Raw genomic sequence first — 15,905 nt, forward strand, 5'->3', positions numbered from 1 at the left:
CTGAGTTGAAAAGACGCCTATTTGTCGTCGGTGAATACCGCTGGTCGTCGTTCTGCGCGTGCGGCAACCGCTTCTTCGAAGTTGGCGGTGAGCAGGCGGACGAAAAGCTGTCCCAAGCCTTCGGCTTGCATGTGCCCTTCCAGGCTACCGGCGTCCAGTCCACTCCACAGCGTGCGCTTGGTCAACTCGACGCCCGGGCGCGAGAACGCCGCGATTCTGGCGGCGATCGCGTAGCAGGTGTCCAGCAGCTGCTTGTCGGGCACCTGGCAGGACACCAGCCCGATGCGCTCGGCTTCCTCGGCGGTGATGTCGCGGCCGGTCAGCATGATCTCGAACGCCCGCGACGACCCGATCGCCCGCGGCAGCAGATACGACAGCCCCAGCTCGCTGGCCGTCAGCCCGTTGTTGATGCCGGCGGCGCGGAAGTACGCGCTGGTGGAGGCCACCCGGATGTCGGCGGCCAGCGCCAAACACAGGCCCCCGCCGATGGCGGGCCCGTTGACCGCGGCGATCACCGGTTGGTGCAGCCGGCGCAACCCCAGGATGACCTCGTCGAGGATCTCCATGGAGCGCAGCGCGTAGGTGGGGCGGGTCAGCCCCTCGACGTGGGGCACCGAGCCCGCGGACTTGTGGTCAGCGCCCGAGGAAAAGCCCCGGCCGGCGCCGGTGAGCACGACCACGCGCACCGAGTTGTCGTGCCTGACCTTCTCCAAGGCCTCCTTGAGCGGCACCATGACGTCGAAGGCCATGGAGTTCATCCGCTCGGGCCGGTTGAGGGTTATCAGCGCGACGCCGGGCCTCGGGTGGTCTACCAGTACCAAACTCACCCATGCAACCTAGCGCGTGGCCGACGGCGACGCGGTCGCTCCTACTCGGCCGAACCGGCCTCGGCGGCGTCGATGTCGAACGCCCGGACCTGTTGGACCAGGTCCTCCAGTGCCGCCGGTGGCAGCGCCCCGGGCTGGTTGAACAGCAGTTTGCCCTTCTTGAAGGCCATCAGCGTGGGGATGGACCGGATCTGGGCAGCCGCGGCCAGCTGTTGCTCGGCCTCGGTGTCGACCTTGGCGTGCACGATGTCGGGATGTTTCTCCGACGAGGCCTGGAAAGTGGGGCCGAACTGGCGGCACGGACCACACCAGGACGCCCAGAAGTCGACGAGCACGATGTCGTTGCCCTCGATGGTTTCGTTGAACTTCTCAGCGGTGAGATCAAGTGTTGTCACATTTGCCGTAACGCCCGGCGCCGACGTGGTGTTCCCGCCCCGCGACACCGCCCCCGCTCTGGTTACGGTTGCGTACGTTTTCCCGCGTCCGACAGACTGTGCCTGACCATCCGCCGCCTCAATGAACCAGTGAGGGAATCGCGTTGGGCCACTACATCGCAAACGTCCGTGATCTCGAGTTCAACCTCTTCGAAGTCCTCGACATCGGCGCCGTCCTGGGCACCGGGGACTACAGCGAACTCGACGAGGAGACGGTCCGCACGATCTTGGCCGAGGCCGCCCGCCTCGCCGAGGGCCCGGTCGCCGAATCCTTCGCCTTCGCCGACCGCAATCCACCGGAATTCGACCCGGCCGAGCACACCATCAGCGTGCCCGACGAGCTGGCCAAGACGGTGCAGGCCATCAAGGATGCCGGGTGGTGGCGGCTGATGCTGGCCGAGGAGATCGGCGGCATGGCGGCTCCCCCGCCGCTGGCGTGGGGGGTCAACGAAATGATCATCTGCGCCAACCCGTCGGCGAACTTCTTCTGCCTCGGCCCCTTGATGGCCCAGGCCCTCTACATCGAGGGCAACGAGCAGCAGCGGCACTGGGCCGCCGAGGGCGTCGAGCGCGGCTGGGCGGCCACCATGGTGCTCACCGAACCCGACGCGGGTTCCGACGTCGGCGCCGGACGCGCCAAGGCGTTCGAACAACCCGACGGCACCTGGCACATCGAGGGCGTCAAGCGATTCATCTCCGGCGGCGACGTGGGCGACACCGCCGAGAACATCTTCCACCTGGTGCTGGCCCGCCCCGAGGGCGCGGGGCCGGGCACCAAGGGCCTGAGCCTGTTCTATGTGCCCAACTATCTGTTTGACCCGGACACCTTGGAACTCGGTTCGCGCAACGGGGTTTTCGTCACCGGCCTGGAACACAAGATGGGCATCAAGTCCTCCCCCACGTGCGAATTGACCTTCGGCGCAACGGATGTGCCCGCCGTCGGTTACCTGGTCGGCGACGTGCACCGGGGTATCGCGCAGATGTTCACCGTGATCGAGCACGCGCGCATGACGATCGGCGTCAAGGCCGCCGGCACGCTGTCCACCGGTTACCTGAACGCGCTGGCCTTCGCCAAAGAGCGGGTGCAAGGCGCGGACCTGACGCAGATGTCCGACAAGACCGCGCCGCGGGTCACCATCATCCACCACCCCGACGTGCGCCGCAGTCTGATGACCCAGAAGGCCTACGCCGAGGGGCTGCGGGCGCTCTACATGTATGCCGCCGCGCACCAGGATGACGCGGTGGCCCAACGTGTTTCGGGCGCCGATCACGACATGGCGCACCGGATCGACGACCTGCTGCTGCCCATTGTCAAGGGGGTGAGCTCGGAGCGGGCCTACGAGGTGCTGACCGAGTCGCTGCAAACGCTGGGCGGTTCGGGGTTCCTGGCCGACTATCCGCTCGAGCAGTACATCCGCGATTCCAAGATCGACTCGCTCTACGAGGGCACCACGGCCATCCAGGCGCTCGACTTCTTCTTCCGCAAGATCGTGCGCGATCGGGGCGAGGCCCTGCAGTTTTTGACGACTCAGATCGTGGCGTCCATCGACGACTGCGACGAGGCCCTCAAGCCGGTGGCCCAAATGCTGCAGACCGCCTACGACGACGTGACGGCGATGACGGGTGCATTGACCGGGTACCTGATGTCGGCCGCCCAAGAGCCCACCGACATCTACAAGGTGGGGCTGGCGTCGGTGCGGTTCCTGCTTGCGGTGGGTGATCTGCTGATCGGCTGGAGATTGCTGGTGCAGGCCGGCGTCGCGCACCGCGCGCTGGCCGACGGCGCGGCGGGACACGACGAACCGTTCTATCAGGGCAAAGTCGCGACCGCGACGTTCTTCGCCAAGAACATGTTGCCGAGGCTGACGGCCCTGCGCGCCGTCGTCGAGGCCATCGACGACGAGATCATGAAGGTGCCCGAAGAGGCCTTCTGACGGCTCACAGGTTAGGCACAGCTCGAGTGGGTAAACCATGACGTTCGCTCTCACCGACGAATGGAGAAACGTTGATGTCTGCCAGCTGTGCCGTGCCCCGGCTCACGCGCTTCGCGGTATTCGCGGTCGCGGGGGCCACCGCCCTGTCCCTGTCCGCCTGCGGCTCTTCGAATAAATCCAGCTCCACCTCGACCTCAACCTCGACGTCGACGTCGACCGTGACCTCGGCGGCGCCCTCGTCCACACCGAACGCCGAAGCTAAGGTCCACGGCCTGATCGCGTCGGTGGCGGGCAACTCGATCCAGGTCACCAAGGAAGACAACGCCACCGCCGCGGTGAACTTCACCTCGACCACGAAGATCACCGAGGCCGTTCCGGCAGGCTTGCCCGACGTCACCCAGGGCAGCTGCGTCAGCGTGAAGCCCACCGAGGGATCGGCGCCCGGGCAGCCGGTCACGGCCGCGAAGGTCAAGATCAGCGAGTCCGTCAACGGCGTCTGCCCCAAACCGCACGAGTCGGCCCCCGGCGGGTCCAGCAGCACGCCGCCGCCCGGTTCGCCGTCGCCGGCGCCCGCCAAGCCGGCCTGGGTGCGGGGTTCGGTGGCGTCGGTTTCGGGCAACACCATCAACCTGACCGGCACGGATGCCAGTGGGAACACGACGCAATCCACGGTGACGGTCGACGACAAGACCAAGTACACCAAGCAGACGACCGCGAACACCGAGGCGATCGCGCCGGGCAAATGCCTGTCCGCGCGCGGAACCATGGAGAACGGCGGCGCGCTGCAGGCGACGAGCATCAAGCTACGACAAGCCGTCGACGGCAAATGCGGCAAGCCCAAGCAGCCCGGCCAGGGTGGCTGACCCCGGCCCGAGCCAGCTGAGATTGCCGTCACCCCCGGCGGGCGCGGAGAAGAAAACCGCGGCCGCCGGGGGTGATTGGCCACGACGGCGCAACATGTGATGGAGAAGAGTCTGTGCGTGCCGCTTCACTGAAACCCCGGCCGACGCAGATCGCGATCGGCGCGGTGATCGCTTTCATCGCGTTGTGCGTGGCCATGTGCGACTCCCCGCGCGACACGTCGGGCAGCAGCGCCCCACCCACCGTCACGGCCGTCCCGCCCAGCGCCGCACCGAGCGCGGTGCCGCCGCCGGCGCCACCCCCTCAGCCGCCGGTCGGCAAGGATTACGTCGAGGGCATGGTCCAATCGGTGACGGGTGGCACGATCGCACTGCGGACGCGAACCGGCTCCGCGACTGTGGATTACACGCCCGAGACGCGGGTCGTGCAGGTCACCCCGGCGAAGCTGGCCGATGTGACACCCGGCAGCTGCGTGAACGTGCGCGCCACCCCCCAGAGCGCGCCTACCCCCGGGGCGATCACCGCCCAATCGGTGACGGTCACCGCGTCCGCGGAGGGCAAGTGCCCGCCGCCGGCCGGGTTCTACGGGACGGTTGCGTCGGTGTCGGGCAACACCATCGCCGTCACCGGCCTGGGTCCCGGCGGCCCGGGCGCCCCCACCACCGTGACCGTCACTGACTCGACCTCATATCTTCGGCAGACGCCGTCGGATGCCCAGGCGATCACCAATGGTAAATGCCTGGGGGCCAACGGAACTCAAGACGGCGGCGTGCTGCACGCGGCGATGATCAGCTTGGAGACGTGCCCGCCCATGGGGCACCCGCACCACCATCTGCATCTGCCCCACCTGCCGCACATCCACCTTTAGCGGCGATAGCCAGCGCGGCGCAGCCGGTCAACCGGTGACGCGCAGTCCCTTTCGCGCCTCGAGTTCCTCTTCGGTAACCCATTCACGCAATGGTTTACCGGGCGCACACAGCAGGGTGAGGACGAAGCTACACGGAATGTCGGTGCGGTTGTTCGCGTCCTGATAGTGGATCACATCGCCGCCGGGCCCCCAGAACGCGTCCCCTGCACGGAGGACGCGGGGTGCTTCACCCTCGAGCTCGAACACCATCTCACCGGCGAGCATGTACCCGAATCCCGGACCGCCGGGAAGGCGATGCGGTGGGTATCCGTGGGTGTCCGGCGGATGGTTGATGAGGACGGTCATCACCTGGGCACCGGCAGGAATCGACGGCGACCGCACTTCCTGCAGCACTTTTATCGTTGATTTCGGTTCGGAGTCGCCTGTACCCAACAACATTCGCTATCCCAGCTTCGGGGTTACGACGCGGGACGCGCGTCGATCCAGTCGGAGTAACGAGTGCTGAAGATGGTGGCGTTCTCGTCGGGCGCGAGGGTGCCATCGTCGATCACCGCGCCGAAGTACGGCGCCCGGGCGTCGGTCACCACCCGACGATGATCACCGCTGGCGGCAAGGCCCGCGCGGACAAAGTCGTCCATTCCCATTGCTTCGGGCCCGGCGATCTCCGTCACTCCGTTGCTCGGGGCCCCGACCGCCGCGCGGGCCACGGCGGTGGCGACGTCGTCGGCGGCGATGGGACGGAACAACGCGTGCGGCAACCTCACAACTTCCCCGTCCGTGGCGGAATCGCCCAGGCCAAGCGCGAATTCGTAAAAGGGCGTTGCCCGCACGATCGAATAAGGCCGGCCCGAAGCCTTGATCAGGTTTTCCTGAGCTGCTTTCGCGGTGTTGTAGCCGCTGTCCGGCATGCTCTGCGCGCCCACCACGGACAACGCGACATGATGTTTGACTCCCGCTTCCTGTTCAGCGGAGAGAAGATTCGCGGTCGCGGTCGTGAAGAAGTGCATCACCGGTTCATCGTCGAACACCGGCGAATCGGCGACGTCGACCAGGACGTCGGCGCCGGCGACGGCGTTGGCGAGGCCTTCACCGGTGAGTGCATCAACACCTGATCGGCGTGAGGCGATGACCACGTCGTGTCCTAGCGCGCCGAGCTTGCTCACCACTTTCGAGCCGATAAGCCCACGGCCGCCGATGACCACGATCTTCATAATGAACCTTTCAAGGTTGCGCTTGACCGAATCGGTCTAGTTGCTGCCGAATCCGGCGATGGCGACGACCTCGATCTCGACGCGCTGGCCGGGCAGTGCGAGGGCCTCGACGCCCAGCGCGGTCCACAGCGGCTGCCGTTCACCGAGCCGCTTGCGGAACTGGTCCACCATCAACGACATGTGTTGACTGCCAATGGAATCGTCGGCGGTGGGGACATGGTACGAGTGTACGTTCACCACGTCGCCCCAGGTGGCGCCCGCCTCAGCGAGGGTTTTTTCGATGTTGTCGCACGCCTTGTCGATCTCGTCCTCTAGGGAGGTGACCGACAACGCGAAATTCGCATCCCAGCCGCCCTGGCCGGAGATCTCGATGCGATCGCCGATGCGCAGAGCTTGGCGGTAGTGGTTGCGGGTGCGGGCAATCTCGCCGTACCCGGGCGTATCGAAGAATTCGGGTTTGGACATGCGGGGGTTCCCTCTCATCAAATGGGCTCACCGGGGAATTTCACGCCGAAGCGTTTGCAGAGTTCGGGCACACTGTCGACATCCATCTCCAGCTCGTAGCGTGCACAGAGTTCGTCTAGGCTCTCCGTCGATATCTTGTCCACACCGCCGAGGTCGGTGAGCTCGTCGAAGAACTGCTCAAATCCTGCGGGGGAAATGATCTCGAGGATGCGGGCAGGCTCGTCGCCCGCATTCCAGAACGTATGCCATTGGCCCCGCGGCTTGAAGATGAAGTCGGCGGGCCCGCCATAGAGCACTTCATCGCCGAGCAAAGCGCCTACACGGCCCTCGATGATCCAGCTGTACTCATCTTCGTTGTGGTGACGATGAAGCGGTGCGCCCAGCGCTCGCGGTGACATCGGATGCTCGAGAACCGAGAACCGCCCTTCCGCATCAAGCTTGTCGAGGATGTGCCGGACACCGATCGTGCCCTGAAACACCGACTTGCCTTCGCTGCGCCCCACAGACCTAGCGGGTGGCCCGCCCGGCCTCAAGATGTCAGTTGCCACGGCCGTTTCTCCTTCCCAACTCTTCCCGTCGTCACCGAAACAACGATCACCTTGTGGCCTCACAATGCATGATCGAGGTCAGCTCCAGGTTTTCCGTGACGGCTCATCGCCGTCCTCGGTATCGACGGCGCTTAACAAGCTCGGCTCGGACGCCCCCAAATCGGGGACCATCCTGCCCGGTCCTGCTCTCAGTGAAACTGCAACCCCGCCGGGTGAGCTGTCATCACCCCGACCACCAATTCACCCGGGTGAGTAGCGCTCGCCGAGAACCGAGCGTGGATGGATGAGCCTGCGTTCGCGGGCATCGGCTGGTCGCGGGACAGGTCGAACGCGTCCGCACTATGACTGTGGACTTGCCTCCCATGCCGGGGCATCCTATCTTCCGAAACTCAACGCACACAGCAGGATACGCTGACTAACGCGGCACCTACACCGATGTCGTCGCCGTATCCGGTGCCAGTACACGGATTTTCGTCTCCGCAATCCCCATCTCGGCGAAGACGACGCCCGCATCCCAGACGATCACCCCATGGGCCACGACGGTCAGTCATCCACTCACCCGGGTGAATATGCGCCGAAGGTGACGACATTTCACCCGGTCCGGCGGCATAGTTGGTGGCCGAAGCGTCGTCGACTCCGTCTGCATCACTCGCGAAAACCGTGGCCGGACCACAACCATTGCCGACGACCGGAGGGCCAGCCCGCGATCACCTTCGGGGCACCACGCAGCCGCTGAACCGGGAGGGCAAGAAGTGATATCACATAATTCGCACGGGACGGTGGCCTCTGTGGTGATCGTGGGAAGCGGTTTCACCGGATTCACCTGCGCCCGCCATCTGGCCCAGATCCTGCGCCGGCGGCACGCTCGCGTGAACATCACCATCATTTCTCCGGTCGACTACATGCTCTACACACCGTTGCTGCCCGACGTGGCGGGCGGAGTGCTCGATGCCCGCTTTGTCGCTGTGCCCCTGGCCAATTCGTTGCGGGGCGTGCACGCGGTGCGCGGCCGCGTCGACGGCGTCAACTTTCAGCAACAGACGCTGACGTATTGCGATCCCGAAGAACGCAGCCATTCGATGTCCTGGGACCGGCTGGTGCTCACACCGGGTTCGGTGACGCGCCTGTTCGACGTCCCCGGGCTCGCGAAGCATGCGCGCGGGCTGAAGACCACCGCCGAGGCCCTCTACCTGCGCGACCACTTCGTCGAACAGCTGGAGCTGGCCAACATCGAAGACGACCCCCGCGTGGCCGCGGCCCGGCGCACCGTCGTGGTGGTCGGCGCCTCGTATTCGGGCACCGAACTGGTGGTGCAGCTGCGGGCCCTGGCCGACGCGGCGGCCAAACAGATGGACTTCAACCCCGCCGAAGTGCGCTTCCTGCTTCTCGACCTGGCCGAGCAGGTGATGCCCGAAGTGGGCAAGAAACTCGGCGAGGCGGCGATGAAGGTGTTGCGGCGCCGCGGTATCGACGTCCGACTCGGCATCACGCTCAAGGAAGCCCACGCGGATCACGTTGTCCTCAGCGATGATTCGCGTGTCGACACCCGCACGATCGCCTGGGTGACGGGCGTGACCGGCGCGCCCCTGGTCGAACACCTGGGATTGCCGACCGAGAAGGGCCGGATCACGGTGCAACCCGATCTACAGGTGCCCGATCACCCCGACGTGTTCGCCGCCGGCGACGCGGCCGCAGTACCCGACCTGACCCAGCCCGGCAAGATCACGCCGCCGACCGCCCAGCACGCCACCCGGCAGGGCAAAGCCCTGGCCCGCAACGTCGCCGCCAGCCTCGGCTACGGCAACCCCAAGCAATACAAGCACCGCAACCTGGGCTTGGTGGTCGATCTGGGACCGCGCTACGCGGTGGCCAACCCGCTCAACATCCACCTGTCCGGGCTGCCGGCCAAGCTGGTGACCAGGTCTTACCACCTGTACGCGATTCCCCGCGGCGTCAACCGCTGGGCGGTCTCGCTGGCCTACCTGACCGACCTGCTGTTCACCCGCTCCGTGGTCTCCATCGGGCTGTCCTCCGAGGACGACGCCGAATTCACGGCCAGCGAGGGCATCCCGATGCCCAAGACCGGCTGACGGGCGACCGGCTACAGCACAGGGCCCGACCGGGCCCCGGGCGATTAGGGGCTGTCCGGAGCGGGCCGCGACACCGGGCGGAGCAATCCCTGATATTGGTCGGCCACCAGATCCCGGTATTCGGGATGGCGCAGGATGTAGTCGGCCGTGATCTTGCACCGTGGAATGACCGTATGTCCGGCCCCGCGGATCAGGGTGAGCACACCATTGATCATTGCCGAGGAGACACCCCGATCACGCCATTGCGCATCGACTTCGGTGGCCATCAACACGATGTGCGCGCGGTAGCGGCGGTAGGGCTGCCGACCGATCACCTGGCCGTCGACAGCGGCCTCGAACCGATTGTCTTGGGCGTTGTCGGTGATGATTGTCTGCAGTCCATCGTGGGCGCTGCGTTCGATACTGCCCATCGACGTTGCCGATTCACTCACAATCAGCTCTCCCTTCCATGTCATCACAGGTGAAACCCGCACTGCGCCACGCCAGGGCGCCGAAAACTACACGGCATCAGGGTTTTCCACCACCACCGCCACGCCTTGGCCCGAGCCGATGCAGACCCCGATCACGCCATAGCGTGCGCCACGTTCCCGTAGCTCAATGGACAACGTCAACAGGTATCGCGCCCCGGTCGCGCCAAACGGATGCCCGATCGCCACCGCACCACCGTTGGGCGTGAGCTTGTCATCGGGCACGACAAAGCCGTCGAGCTGATTGGGCAGCTCCCGCAACACCCCCAAGGCTTGCGCGCTGAACGCCTCGTGGATCTCCCAGACGTCGATCTGTTGCGGGGTCAGGCCGGCGTGCCGGATCGCCGCCGGCATCGCCCACGCGGGAGCTATCCCCATGACCAGCGGATCGATCCCATAGACGGCGCTAGACACCATCCTGGCCAACGGCTGGACGCCCAAGTCGGCCGCGCGCTCCTTCGAACCGATGAGTACCGCGCTCGCACCGTCACTCAGGGGCGAGGAGTTGGCCGCCGTCATCTGCGTGGTGCCCGGCTGGACCGGAAGTGCGGCCAACGCCTCCGCCGTGGTGTCGTCACGGATGAACTCATCATGCTCAACCATGCGCGCCGCCGTCTTCTTGGTCGCCGCGATGGGCACCGCCATGATCTCTTTGGCCAGCCTCCCTCGGTCGCGAGCGGCTTTGGCATGGCGCTGCGAGCGCAGCGCGAACGCGTCAATCTCCCGACGGCTCAGCGAATAACGGTCCGCGACATTCTGCGCCGTCTCGATCATGCTGAGATAGGCGTTGCGCGCCAGCAACACTGGATTCGGCGGCCCGCCCGCACCACTCCACATGGTGTCGAGCATCAACACCGGACCACGCGGGTTGAACGCCGCGTCGCCCTTCATCAGCGCCCAGCCCGAGCGCGACATCGATTCGACCCCGCACGCGATGCCTAGGCCCAGATCGCCGGCCTTGATGGCATGGCTGATGCTCACCGCCGCACTCAACGACGAGCCGCAGAACCGATTCACGGTCACGCCCGCGACGCTGTCGGGAAATCCCGCCGCAAGTGCGGCCCATCGCGCAATATCACCCATCCCCTCATGGGCGGGGTTGACGCACCCGGCGTGGACATCTTCGACGGCTCCCAGGGGAACGCCCACCCGTTCGCATGCGCCCTTGAGCGTCATTCCCAACAGGTCGTCGGCCCGGATCGCCGATAGCGCACCCCCGTAGCGGGCAAATGGCGTACGCACTCCGCCGAGGACATATGCCTCACTCATCGGGGTCCCTGTCCGTCAAGGCCGGCATTGGTGATCCCCTTCCCCGGTTGCGTTCATCGGCCGAGTCGGCCGAGAGTTCGGTCTGGAGCGCGAGGCGATTGAGCAACACCGGATCGGCTTCTCGGTAGCGCACGTTCGATCAGTTGCGGCCGGCCATGACGCCGCCGTCGACGTTGAGGATTGCGCCGGTGACCCAGCCGGCCTGGTCGGAGAGCAGATACGTGACGGCGTTCGCGACGTCGGCGGGGGCGCCGACTCGACCCAATGGATGAAACGGCGCGAAGCTGTCGAGCGTGGCGTCGATCTCGTCCTTCGGGACCCATCGCTCCAGAGCGGGGGTTTTCACGGCCGCCGGTGCCACCGCGTTGACGCGAATCTTGTGCTGGGCAAGCTCGATAGCCAGATTGTGGGTGAGCGCGTGCAGACCCGCCTTTTGCATGGAGTGCCCAGCGGATGGGGTCCGGCCGATCGCTTGATGTGCCCACATGCTGCCGATGTTGACGATGGACCCACCCTCGCCGCCGGAGATCATGCCCGCAACGACCGTCTGTGTCAGAAAGAACAGGGCGTAGTTGAGCTCCATGTAGGAGTCGTAGAACCGCGCGTCGTACTCGAGAAATGGCTTGGGGATGAAGAATCCGGCCGCGTTGACGAGCAAGGTCGCGTCGCTGTGCTGTTCCGACAGCGCGCGCTGCACCTCCGCGACGGCAGCGCGATCCGTCAGGTCAGCGGCAATGCCCCAGGCCTGTCCAGGCCGGCTCGTCAGCTCGGCAACGGTGTCATCGACCCGGGCTTGCGAGTGTGCGACGATCACCGCGCTGCCGCCATGGTCGACGACATCGAGAGCGACCTGCCGGCCCATGCCGGCGCTGCCCCCGACAACGACGACCTTCTTGCCCTCAAAATGCATATTCGGCGTCCCTTCCACGTTCTCCCGACGGCTTCTACGGGACCGTCGGTACCCGGGTCGAGGACACGTGACGCATGAGGATCGGGCGCCCCGACGACGGGTGGCAATCCCCCGGTTCTGCTGCTCGCACCGAGACTGAGACTGCAGCCAGGAAGGGCGAGCTGTCATCACCCCAACCACCTATTCACCCGGGTGAGTAATGCGCCGCGGTAAACCGGACCGTGAATGGATAGGCGCCTGCGAGCGACCGTCAACTGTTTGCGCGCCGCGTCGATCGCGTCCGCTGGCGGCCCGCAGCGTAAAGGCGGGCTGAATTGCGCGCCACCTGTTTCTCGGAACGTAGATTTGTGCGCCGTCGAGGTGAAACCAGCACCGATTTAAGACCATGGCGCGTACCCTGACCAGTATGGTCAAGACCAAGACCTGCGTGCATTGCGGCCACACGTTCGACCCGAACGCCCGGCCGCGTGACCTCTCCGATCCGGAATGGCTTCCCGCCGCATCGATCTATTGTTCGCATGAATGCAGCGACCGCTTCCATTGCGAAATTGGGCATTGCTGCTCCGCCCACGCGAAAGAGAAGGCGCGGCGCGAAGCGGCCATGACGACGCAGCACGCAACCTAGACCGACCGCCGCGCCGGATGACTACGGCTGCGGCTCCCGCGGGGCCGCGTGCCGCGGCTGATGCAGCAGCGCACGAACCAGCGGGCGAGGCCCGACGGACCGCAGCATCTCGCTGGCCGGGCGGACCCGTACCCGCTTGGGCCACCAGAACCATCGTCCCATCACCGTCATGATCGACGGCGTGATGAGCGATCGGACGACGAAGGTGTCGAACAACAGGCCGATGCCGATCGTCGTGCCGAATTGGCCGATCGCCCGGAGATCGCTGGAGATCATCGCGCCCATGGTGACGGCGAACACCACACCGGCGGCAGTCACCACCGGACCCGTCACACCCATGCCGCGGATGAGCCCCGTTTTCAGGCCGGCTCCGATCTCCTCCTCGATTCGCGACACCAGCATCAGGTTGTAATCGGATCCCACCGCCAAGAGCACGATCAACGCGAATTCGGTTGCCACCCAGTGCAACTGGAAATTGCCAAGGTGCTGCCAGATCAGTGTCGAGAACCCGAAGGCGGCCCCGAGCGACATCACGATGGTGCCGACGATGACGCCGGCAGCGACCAACGCGCGGGTGACGATCACCATGATGATGAAGATGAGCACGATCGAGGCCACGCCGGCGATCATCAGGTCGTACTTGGCGCCGTTGGCGATGTCGTAAAACGTTGCGGCCGTACCCCCGAGGTAAATGTCGGCGTTCTCCAGCGAGGTGAGTTTCAGCGCCTCCTTGGCGGCTTGGCGCTCCTGGTCGACAGACGCGATTCCCTGTTTCGTCGCCGGATCCACGGTGTGAGTGATGATGAAGCGCGCGGCCTTGCCGTCCGGCGACACCATCAAGCTCAACCCCAGCAAAAAGTCTGGGTTCTGGAAGATCTCGGGCGGCAAGTAGAACAGGCTCTCCACCTGGGCGTCGTTGAACGACTTGCCCATCACGGCGTTCGTGTCGGTCAGCCGGTCGAACTGATCGATCAAGCTGTCGAACGTGCTGTAGATGGTCAGCGTCGTATCCCGAATCGACTTCGAGACAGCGATGTTCTCGGGAATGATCGCCAGCAACTCGCGCGTGGCCTTGGCCGTGTCGGTGAGGTCGCTGGTAAGGGCGTGGAACTTATCGGCGAGTTGATCGAAGCCGTCCAGCGCGTCGAAGAGCGATCGTAGCGACCAGCAGATCGGGATGTCGTAGCAGTGCTTCTCCCAGTAGAAGTAACTGCGAATCGGTCTCCAGAAATCGTCGAAATCGGCGATGTGATCCCGGATTTGGTCCGTGATGGCCGCCGTCTCCCCCGTGGTTTTCGAACTGTCGTCCGCTGCGTTCGCGAGCTTCTGGGTCACCGCGTACTGGCGCTCCAACAGTGCGATCTGAGTGTCGAGGAAACCGGTGATCTTCTTGATGTCGCCGACGCGGTCCTTCAGGTAGTTCAGGTTGCTGCGGATCGGCGCGCTTTGCACACTGAGCTGGAACGGAATGGATCCGTCTTGAATCGGCGGGCCAAGAGGTCTGGTGATGCTCTGCACCCGTTCGATGCCCGGCACCCGGAAGATCGCGCCGGCGATCTTGTCCAGGACCAGCATGTCTCTGGGATTGCGCAAATCGTGGTCCGATTCGATCATCAGCAGGTCCGGGTTCAGACGGGCCTGGGTGAAGTGTTGATCGGCCGCGGTGTACGCCTTCACTGACGACGCGCTCTGCGGCAGGTAGTACAGGTCGTTGTAGCGAGGAGTGAAGCCCATCAAGCCAATTGCGCCGACGATCGCCAGGATCACGGAGGTGGCGAGGATGGGCGCCGGCCACCGCACGATGGCCGTCGCCAGACGGCGCCACCGGGTGTAGTTGAACTCGCGCTTCGGGTCGAACAAGCCGAAGCCGCTTGCGAAGGCGATCAGCGCCGGCGTCAGCGTGACCCCGGCGACCACCACCACCAGCAGACCCACGGCGCACGGAAACGCCAGCGAACTGAAGTACGGCAGCCGGGTGAATTTCAGACAGGCCAGCGCCCCGACGATCGTCAAACCCGAGCCGAGCACCACCTTGGTGACACCGGCGAAGGTGTCGTAGTAGGCGGCCTCGCGGTCCAGTCCCCGTTCGCGGCCCTCCTGGTAGCGGCCGACCATGAATATCGCGTAGTCGGTACCCGCCGCGATGGCCAGCGCCGTCAGCAAATTGACGGCGAAGGTCGACAACCCCATGATGCCGGTTTCGCCCAACAGCGCTACGACGCCGCGGCCGGTGGCCAGTCCGACGAACAGGATGACCATCGTCAGCAGCACCGTGCCGATGGATCGATAGACGAACATCAGCATGATCGCGATCATGATGATCGTGATGATCGTCATCTTGGCCAGGCTCGCGTCGCCGACGACGATCGTGTCGGCGGTCAGGGCTCCCTGGCCCGCGACGTAGGCCTTCACCCCCGCCGGCGGCTTCGAGTCCGCGACGATTTTGCGAACCGCGGCAACCGATTTGTCGCCGATGGCTCCGCCCTGGTCTCCGCGCAGGTTGACCTGAACATAGGCGGCCTTGTGGTCGTAGCTCTCGACACCCGAGGACGTGAATCGCTGTCCCCAGAAATTCAGCGCATGCTCGACGTGCTCGTGGTCCTGCTGCAGCTTTCTGACCAGATCGTCGTAAAAGTGGTGAGCGTCCTCCCCGAGCGGCTTGTCACCGACCAGGGTCACCAGCACGAGGTTGTCGGAGTCGTACTCCTTGAATTTCTCCCCGATGTGCTTCATCCCGGTCACCGACGGTGCGTCGGACGGCGAGAGCGGCACCGAGACCTCCTCGGCAACCTTCTCCAACTGCGGGACGAAGACGTTAACCCCGACCGCGATCAGCAGCCAGATCACGATGATCGGCAGCGCCAGCACGCGGATGGTGCGGGCCAGACGTGGTTTGCGCTCGACCGAGGTGCGCTGCGCGACGGGGATTTCGTCCGTGTCGGCAGCGTCACCGCTATTGCTGCTCACGCGGACTTGTCCAAGCAGGAAACCTGAGCGTTCCGGGTGCTCGCCTGTTGTTGATCGACCAACTTGCCGTCGACGGTAATGCGGCAGCCGATGAAGGGACTGTCACCTTGGGCGACGACGTAAGCGAAGATGCCGGGCATCTCGGCGACGATCGTCGTCGACCACGGCAACGTGGTGAAATTGGCCTTCTGCGGAATTGACTCCGCATCCATCCAGTTGACGACACCGGTCGTCCCGGGCGGCCCCAGGATTTCGTAGATGGCGGTCTTGGCCGCATACGGCGGGGTCGCATCCCGGGGATCGGGCTTGGGTAGGCCGGGTCCTGGGAAAACACCATTGAGTCGGATGACCGCAATGCCGCCGATGATCAGCGCCACGGTCACAACCAGCGGAACCCACGCCCGCTTGAGCAGCGTCAACACCGTGCCC

General features: G+C 65.2%; 17 protein-coding genes. 5 read left to right on the plus strand and 12 right to left on the minus strand.

Annotated elements, in window-relative coordinates; all coding sequences use genetic code 11:
* Positions 1-17: 17 nt before the first annotated feature.
* Together G6N26_RS07045 and trxA are read right to left on the minus strand one after the other, a co-directional pair.
* Complete coding sequence (locus tag G6N26_RS07045) at positions 18-827, minus strand: enoyl-CoA hydratase (RefSeq protein WP_083018278.1); 810 nt, start codon at positions 825-827, stop codon at positions 18-20.
* Between the two features lie 41 nt (positions 828-868).
* On the minus strand, positions 869-1,222 hold the full coding sequence (gene trxA / locus G6N26_RS07050; RefSeq protein WP_064940198.1) for a thioredoxin: 354 nt from the start codon (positions 1,220-1,222) through the stop codon (positions 869-871).
* Positions 1,223-1,365: 143 nt separating this feature from the next.
* Between trxA and G6N26_RS07055 the strand changes: the two genes are divergently transcribed.
* A complete protein-coding gene (locus G6N26_RS07055) occupies positions 1,366-3,195 on the plus strand; it encodes an acyl-CoA dehydrogenase (RefSeq protein WP_083018280.1) in 1,830 nt (609 codons plus the stop codon).
* A gap of 4 nt (positions 3,196-3,199) precedes the next feature.
* On the opposite strand, the gene G6N26_RS26100 is transcribed toward G6N26_RS07055, so the two are convergent.
* The gene (locus tag G6N26_RS26100) at positions 3,200-3,505 is read right to left on the minus strand and encodes a hypothetical protein (protein ID WP_232067542.1); all 306 of its coding nucleotides are present in this window, start codon (positions 3,503-3,505) and stop codon (positions 3,200-3,202) included.
* Between G6N26_RS26100 and G6N26_RS07065 the strand changes: the two genes are divergently transcribed.
* Both G6N26_RS07065 and G6N26_RS07070 read left to right on the plus strand, forming a co-directional pair.
* Entirely contained in the window at positions 3,480-4,058 is a 579-nt protein-coding gene (locus G6N26_RS07065) for a DUF5666 domain-containing protein (RefSeq protein WP_067168226.1), read from the plus strand. The two genes, G6N26_RS26100 and G6N26_RS07065, sit on opposite strands and share 26 nt — an antisense overlap.
* A 128-nt stretch (positions 4,059-4,186) precedes the next feature.
* On the plus strand, positions 4,187-4,924 hold the full coding sequence (locus G6N26_RS07070; RefSeq protein WP_067168231.1) for a DUF5666 domain-containing protein: 738 nt from the start codon (positions 4,187-4,189) through the stop codon (positions 4,922-4,924).
* Positions 4,925-4,951: 27 nt separating this feature from the next.
* Here G6N26_RS07070 and G6N26_RS07075 read toward each other — a convergent pair whose 3' ends face one another.
* Genes G6N26_RS07075 through G6N26_RS07090 form a run of 4 tightly spaced genes read right to left on the minus strand, consistent with a single transcriptional unit; the run spans position 4,952 to position 7,148 of the window.
* Positions 4,952-5,362, minus strand: coding sequence for a cupin domain-containing protein (locus G6N26_RS07075; RefSeq protein WP_083018282.1), 411 nt, complete (start codon positions 5,360-5,362; stop codon positions 4,952-4,954).
* Between the two features lie 20 nt (positions 5,363-5,382).
* Complete coding sequence (locus tag G6N26_RS07080; RefSeq protein WP_083018284.1) at positions 5,383-6,135, minus strand: SDR family oxidoreductase; 753 nt, start codon at positions 6,133-6,135, stop codon at positions 5,383-5,385.
* Positions 6,136-6,171: 36 nt separating this feature from the next.
* Entirely contained in the window at positions 6,172-6,600 is a 429-nt protein-coding gene (locus tag G6N26_RS07085; protein WP_067168229.1) for a Rid family hydrolase, read from the minus strand.
* Positions 6,601-6,617: 17 nt separating this feature from the next.
* Entirely contained in the window at positions 6,618-7,148 is a 531-nt protein-coding gene (locus tag G6N26_RS07090; RefSeq protein WP_232067543.1) for a cupin domain-containing protein, read from the minus strand.
* A 779-nt stretch (positions 7,149-7,927) separates the two neighbouring features.
* Here G6N26_RS07090 and G6N26_RS07095 point away from each other — a divergent pair.
* The gene (locus G6N26_RS07095) at positions 7,928-9,238 is read left to right on the plus strand and encodes an NAD(P)/FAD-dependent oxidoreductase (RefSeq protein ID WP_163648743.1); all 1,311 of its coding nucleotides are present in this window, start codon (positions 7,928-7,930) and stop codon (positions 9,236-9,238) included.
* Between the two features lie 44 nt (positions 9,239-9,282).
* Here the strand turns inward: G6N26_RS07095 and G6N26_RS07100 are convergent, their stop codons facing one another.
* From G6N26_RS07100 to G6N26_RS07110, 3 genes are all read right to left on the minus strand, one after another.
* Positions 9,283-9,669, minus strand: coding sequence for a GNAT family N-acetyltransferase (locus tag G6N26_RS07100; RefSeq protein ID WP_067170229.1), 387 nt, complete (start codon positions 9,667-9,669; stop codon positions 9,283-9,285).
* Between the two features lie 66 nt (positions 9,670-9,735).
* Positions 9,736-10,974 carry a thiolase family protein gene (locus tag G6N26_RS07105; RefSeq protein WP_083020172.1) on the minus strand — a complete coding sequence of 413 codons (1,239 nt, stop codon included), beginning with the start codon at positions 10,972-10,974 and terminating at the stop codon, positions 9,736-9,738.
* Between the two features lie 139 nt (positions 10,975-11,113).
* Complete coding sequence (locus G6N26_RS07110; RefSeq protein ID WP_083020174.1) at positions 11,114-11,884, minus strand: SDR family NAD(P)-dependent oxidoreductase; 771 nt, start codon at positions 11,882-11,884, stop codon at positions 11,114-11,116.
* 406 nt (positions 11,885-12,290) lie between these two features.
* Here G6N26_RS07110 and G6N26_RS07115 point away from each other — a divergent pair, with 406 nt between their 5' ends.
* Complete coding sequence (locus G6N26_RS07115; RefSeq protein ID WP_067170218.1) at positions 12,291-12,509, plus strand: ferric uptake regulation protein; 219 nt, start codon at positions 12,291-12,293, stop codon at positions 12,507-12,509.
* Positions 12,510-12,530: 21 nt separating this feature from the next.
* Here the strand turns inward: G6N26_RS07115 and G6N26_RS07120 are convergent, their stop codons facing one another.
* Both G6N26_RS07120 and G6N26_RS07125 read right to left on the minus strand, forming a co-directional pair.
* Positions 12,531-15,476 carry an MMPL/RND family transporter gene (locus G6N26_RS07120; RefSeq protein WP_083020176.1) on the minus strand — a complete coding sequence of 982 codons (2,946 nt, stop codon included), beginning with the start codon at positions 15,474-15,476 and terminating at the stop codon, positions 12,531-12,533.
* Complete coding sequence (locus G6N26_RS07125) at positions 15,473-15,895, minus strand: MmpS family transport accessory protein (RefSeq protein WP_179960347.1); 423 nt, start codon at positions 15,893-15,895, stop codon at positions 15,473-15,475. The genes G6N26_RS07120 and G6N26_RS07125 overlap by 4 nt, the downstream gene beginning before the upstream one ends.
* Positions 15,896-15,905 lie beyond the last annotated feature (10 nt).

This window comes from Mycobacterium marseillense, from assembly GCF_010731675.1.
Taxonomy (GTDB): domain Bacteria; phylum Actinomycetota; class Actinomycetes; order Mycobacteriales; family Mycobacteriaceae; genus Mycobacterium; species Mycobacterium marseillense.